This window comes from Nostocoides sp., assembly GCF_035343835.1.
GTDB classification, from domain to species: Bacteria; Actinomycetota; Actinomycetes; order Actinomycetales; family Dermatophilaceae; genus Nostocoides_A; species Nostocoides_A vanveenii.
In genome coordinates, this window is the sequence record NZ_DAOQZV010000088.1 from 9,379 (window position 1) to 11,692 (window position 2,314).

3 protein-coding genes are annotated in these 2,314 nt (G+C 68.5%); all 3 read right to left on the reverse strand.

Annotation, left to right across the window (positions count from 1 at the left end):
- On the reverse strand, positions 1–446 hold a 446-nt coding region (locus PKH97_RS08135), incomplete at its 3' end, for a hypothetical protein (RefSeq protein WP_324386906.1).
- A gap of 158 nt (positions 447–604) precedes the next feature.
- A complete protein-coding gene (locus tag PKH97_RS08140; RefSeq protein ID WP_324386907.1) occupies positions 605–1,699 on the reverse strand; it encodes an OmpA family protein in 1,095 nt (364 codons plus the stop codon).
- 208 nt (positions 1,700–1,907) lie between these two features.
- Complete coding sequence (locus PKH97_RS08145; RefSeq protein WP_324386908.1) at positions 1,908–2,129, reverse strand: hypothetical protein; 222 nt, start codon at positions 2,127–2,129, stop codon at positions 1,908–1,910.
- Positions 2,130–2,314 lie beyond the last annotated feature (185 nt).

Here is a 2,314-nt window from a genome sequence, read left to right on the forward strand (position 1 = left end):
TCCAGCCCAGCATCCAGATCCAGCCCAGCATCCAGACCGTCACCGCCGTCGAGGTCCAGGCCACCATCGGCATTCAGATCAACGGCCGCGTCGGTGCGGGGCACGGTCGTGTCGAGGTCGGCATGGGGCCGGACGAGGGTCACCTCGTCGACAACGACATCCGCGGCCGGCACAGCCGCCGAAACGGCCGGCTCCAGGTCCACCGCGGTGTCGGCATCCGCGGATGCGGTCGCGGCACCGGCCGCCGCCGCGCCGGAGGCTACCGCTCCGGCCTCGACCGCTCCGGCGCCAGCGAGACCCGCACTCGCGTCGCTACCGTCGTCAGCCTTCGCCAGGATCGGCCGCTCCTGCACGATGCGCACCTCGCGCGTCGTGCGGCGCACCATATAGATCCAGGTGATCAACGCGCCCAGCAGGAACGCCAGGACAAACAGCCACCACTTCATTCCCGGCCTCCGATCGCGCGCGTCTCCGGAACATCCGCGAACGCTTCATTTCCATTCGTGGCCTCGATGGTCGCCCGGGCGACCAGCCACGCGACCAAGGCCCCAAGGGCGAAGGCAAGTAAGTACCACAGCCAAGCAGTGACGAATTCCATGGCTCCTCAGTTCACCGTGATCTCGACGCGTCGGTTGGCCTCGCGGCCACCGGGCGCATTGTCATTCGCAACCGGGTCGGCGTCCGCGAGACCCTTGATCGTGATGCGGTCGGACGAGACACCGTTCGACGTCAAGATCTTGCCGACCGACGTCGCGCGTCCCTTGCTCAGTGCCAGGTTCTCGGCCTTGCTGCCGGAAGAGTCCGTGTATCCCGTCACCGTGACCTTGGCGTCCTTGCAGGCTGCGAGCAGGCTCGCGACCTCCTTGATCACGCCGGTCGACGTCGACTTCACATCCGTCGACCCGCGCTCGAAGGTGATCTTGGTGCTCGCCAACGCGACCGTGATCTGGCCGCCGAGGTTAGAACACACGGCGGCGGCATCAGTGCCGACGACGACGTCGTTCTGGACGCGGACATCCGGCCAGGCCGCTCCGAGCGCCGCGCCGATCGACTTCTTGGCGTCCTCCGAGTCCACATTGCCGACCGCGGTGAGGGACTTCAGATCCCAGGCCAGGCCGAAGTCCCCCGCGTTGGTCAAGGAGCCCAGGGCGCTGGAGACGGCGACCGTGGATGCGGCCGTCGCGCCCGGCACGACGTTGACGTGGTCGACGATCTTCGCTCCCCCGACCGTAGCCTTGACGGCATCCAACAGGGCAGTCCGCCCCGCCTCGTCGGGCACATCGGCGGCGACGGTCACCTCGTCGCCGGAGCGGGAGATGGAAAAGACGCCGCTAGAGACGTCACCCGCGGCGCTGCCGCCCGAAGGGGCGGTGCCGGACGATGTGGACGACGGCGAGTTCGAGGTCGAGGACGATGTCGTGCCCGACGTCGGCGCGGCCGAGGTCAGCGAACTTGTGCTCCCGGCCGCCTTGGCGCCGCCCGATTCGCCCCCTATCGCCGAGCCGAGCGCCGCCAGGATCGCCGGCACGAGTAATAGTGCCAGCCACCACCAGCCGCCGGGGCTGCGGCGATAGCGCCGTGTCTCTTCGGCCCACGTCGCCACCCGTTCCACACCGACGGCCTCGCCGTCGTGCGCATGCTCGCGTGCGCTCCAACGGCCCTCGCCGTCCGAGCGCCCGTCGGACGCGTCCTGTGTCATTACTGCTCCGATCGACGGTGCTGGGAGATGTCGCGTGCCTAATCTAAGGCTCTGGCACCGACAACCCCCGGCGATGGGCACGTCACGTACGCCACGCCTTTATGCCGTTGCCGACCGCCACCTCGGACCGCCCGGTATGCCGCATCCCGGCTCTCGCCCCTGGCACCCCTTCGCCGACGATCTGCGTGGGCAAACTTCGTGGGGTGTCCTAGCGCCGGTAGGACAACACCGAGGCAACGACCCCGCCGAGCAGACCCCCGAGCAGCCCGCAGAACACGGCCAGATAGCCGAACGCGGTCCGCGCACTGTAATCGCCGTTGTCGGGGTTGAGCAGGTAGATGAGCACCCCCACGACGATGCCGAGCACGGCCCCCGTCGCGATGAAGGCGAAGGGACGCGGCTCGCCGTACTGGCGAAAGCGGATGCTCATCCTCGGCGGCCTTTCGTCGGCGGCCGGCCATGCGGCCGCCGTCCATGGGCGGTTGTCAGTGCTACAGCCTAGTGTTGCCGTTGTCTCAATGACGACCAGGGAGGAAGTTCTCAATGACCACGAGCACTCGACGCCGACGCGCCCGTCGCGCCGCTACGACGGGCGTCGCCGCAGCGGCGGCTACC